The sequence below is a fragment of the Bradyrhizobium sp. USDA3010 genome (assembly GCF_056429065.1).
The window spans coordinates 1-2,770 of the sequence record NZ_JBWJZD010000109.1 but is presented as its reverse complement, the minus strand read 5'-3'; the positions used below and the strand labels follow the sequence as shown (position 1 = coordinate 2,770).

Here is a 2,770-nt window from a genome sequence, read left to right as displayed (position 1 = left end):
AGCCTTGACGGCAGCACACCGGATCAAGCCTATTTCATCTCGCTGCCGCTCCGCACGGCAGCCTAACCACGGCAGAGGCTCCACTTATCGATGCGGAGTTTCTGTTCAGACAACCGGGACCGGCTCAATCATGCCTTTCTTGCACTTACCAAGCTTATAACTCTTCGATTCGGATGCGGCTGTCCGACACTCAAGGTTTGGCGAACATCTCGGTGCGGAAGCATTCTCCGGTTTTCATCATTGCCCAGATGATCTGAGCAAGCTTGTTGGCGAGGGCGACGGTCACAAGCCGCGCTGGCTTTTTAGCCAAAAGCCCGACAATCCAGTCGCGCAAGCCGCCGCGGCGTTTTTCCACAACGTTTAGAAGCGATGTTGCTCCGAGAACGAGTAGCTTCCTTATATATCGATTACCCGCCTTGGTGATGGTTCCGAGAGTTGGTTTACCCCCGCTCGAAATTTGCCTGGGTGTCAGACCCAGCCAGGCAGCAAAATCCCGTCCCGAATTGAATACGCTTGGGTCTGGTACACTGGCTGTAATTACCGAGGCAACAAGCTTGCCAACGCCGGGAATTTCTCCGAGCGAACGGCTCGTCTCGCTGAGCGCGTGAGCCTTGGCAATCTCTCTCTCCAAATCATCGAGCGCGCTTCCGAGGGCATCAATTTGCTGACCGAGAACCTTCGCGGCCACGACAGCAGCGTCGGGAAGAGTCGCGTCGCCTTCTGCGAGGCCTAAAAGCTCGTCGACGCGGCCGGTGCCCTTGGCGACGACAAGACCGAATTCGGCCAAGTGGCCGCGTAGAGCGTTCACGCTCATCGTTCGCTGTTTGACCAGCAGCTCGCGCGTCTTGTGCAACATCAGGGTCGCTTGCTGATCAGCGCTCTTGATCGGCACAAAACGCATGGCAGGACGCGAGACCGCTTCACAGATGGCTTCCGCATCGACGGCATCGTTCTTACCTCGTTTGACATAGGGCTTTGTGTAGGCCGGCGGCATCAGAGACACATCGTGTCCCATGGCCTTCAGTTCGCGCGCCCAATAGTGCGCTGAGCCGCAAGCCTCCATGCCAACGCGGCACGGCTCGATCTTCGAGAAGAACTCGCGCATCGTCCGGCGCGTCAGCTTGCGCTTTACGGCTGGTGCATCCTCACTAGCTAGCTAGACTAGTCTGACTGAGTCACAAAACCGCCGGCCAGAATCAGCGATGGATGAAGCACGGACCATCAGTCGAGAGGCCGACATGAGCGGGCGTGGCACCAAGACGAGCGAGAAGCGATTTGCGACGTATTTGGAAGGGCTTGCCAGTGTCATCGGTCATGCTGATCGGAAGGCGCCGCTGCGCGACTATTGCGTCGGCCTGATGGCCTGTGGCGGTCGCAAGAGCGTGGAGTCGATGGCGGCGGTGACAGCTCCGGAACGGACGGCCGCCCAGCATCAATCGCTGCTGCATTTCGTCGGCAGCGGCGCCTGGTCGGATGAGAAGGTGCTGGGCAAGGTACGTGAAATGGTCCTGCCGGCGATTGAACGCCAGGGCCCCATCGAAGCCTGGATCATCGACGATACCGGATTTCCCAAGCAGGGGCGACATTCAGTTGGAGTTGCACGGCAATATTGCGGGCAGCTCGGCAAGCAGGATAATTGTCAGGTGGCGGTGTCACTGTCGATTGCCAACCACCACGCCAGCCTGCCTGTCGCTTATCGCCTTTATCTTCCGAAGGAATGGACTGAGGACTGCGATCGGCGGCGCAAGGTGGGCATTCCTGCCGAAGTTGGCTTCCGGACCAAGCCGGAGATCGCGCTGGAGCAGTTGCGGTGGGCCTGCGCGAGCGGCCTTCCACGCGGTGTCGTACTGATGGACGCGGGCTATGGTAATAACAGCGGCCTGCGCACGGAGATCACGGCGCTGGGATTGACCTATGTGGCGGGTCTTCTGTCGAGCACAACGGTATGGGCGCCCGGTACCGGTCCCTTGCCGCCGAAGCCAAGGTCGGGCCGCGGCCGTCCACCGAAACTGATGCGCCGCAACCGTCAGCATCAGCCGGCCGCCGTCAAGGCGCTCGCGATCGGCCTGCCGGCCAAAGCTTGGCGCACCATCACGTGGCGGCAAGGAACGAACGAAAAGCTGACCTCGCGCTTTGCCCGCGTGCGGGTCCGTGCCGCGCATCGTGATTATTGGCAAACTACCCGGCGATTGGAGGAATGGTTGCTGATCGAATGGCCAAAAGGCGAGGACCAGCCTACCAAATACTGGCTCTCGACATTGCCGGAGGATGTGGCATTCCGGACTCTCGTTGAGACGGCTAAATTGCGCTGGCGCATCGAACGCGACTATCAGGAACTCAAGCAGGAGGTCGGGCTCGGCCACTTCGAGGGACGCGGCTGGCGCGGCTTTCATCATCACGCAACAATGTGCATCGCAGCCTACGGATTCCTGATCTCCGAGCGGGAGACGATTCCCCCCTCAGGCACTCGGCACGCCCGGCCGATCCTGCTCGATCGCATTCCCGCAGATTACAGACCCCGCGGATTTGCCGCTGCGGACCCAACGTCACATTCCAAATTCGATCGCGACGATGCGACGGCGCCTCGAACATGGGCTCGTCCGAACGCTGTCGAGATGTCCTTGTTGTGCGATCAAGTTCGACCACTAGCCCGTCTTATTCATGATTGCCGGGCGGGGCAGCTGGAACATTTCCGGTCGGGGTGAAGGCGCGCGCGAACGCTTCGGCTTTTTCGCCGCTTTTCGACCCGACTTCGTGAACGCGTTGGAGG

1 protein-coding gene and 1 pseudogene are annotated in these 2,770 nt (G+C 60.1%); one reads left to right on the top strand and one right to left on the bottom strand.

The window, feature by feature from the left end; all coding sequences use genetic code 11:
- Positions 1–190: 190 nt before the first annotated feature.
- Positions 191–1,156, bottom strand: a pseudogene (locus tag AC066Y_RS43065) (IS110 family RNA-guided transposase); the annotation flags it as partial.
- A gap of 82 nt (positions 1,157–1,238) precedes the next feature.
- Here AC066Y_RS43065 and AC066Y_RS43060 point away from each other — a divergent pair.
- The gene (locus AC066Y_RS43060; protein WP_478279114.1) at positions 1,239–2,705 is read left to right on the top strand and encodes an IS701 family transposase; all 1,467 of its coding nucleotides are present in this window, start codon (positions 1,239–1,241) and stop codon (positions 2,703–2,705) included.
- Positions 2,706–2,770 lie beyond the last annotated feature (65 nt).

Excerpts from the sequence above, each read along its gene's own strand:
- AC066Y_RS43060 (WP_478279114.1), top strand. The coding sequence starts at position 1,239 with ATGAGCGGGCGTGGCACCAAGACGAGCGAGAAGCGATTTGCGACGTAT.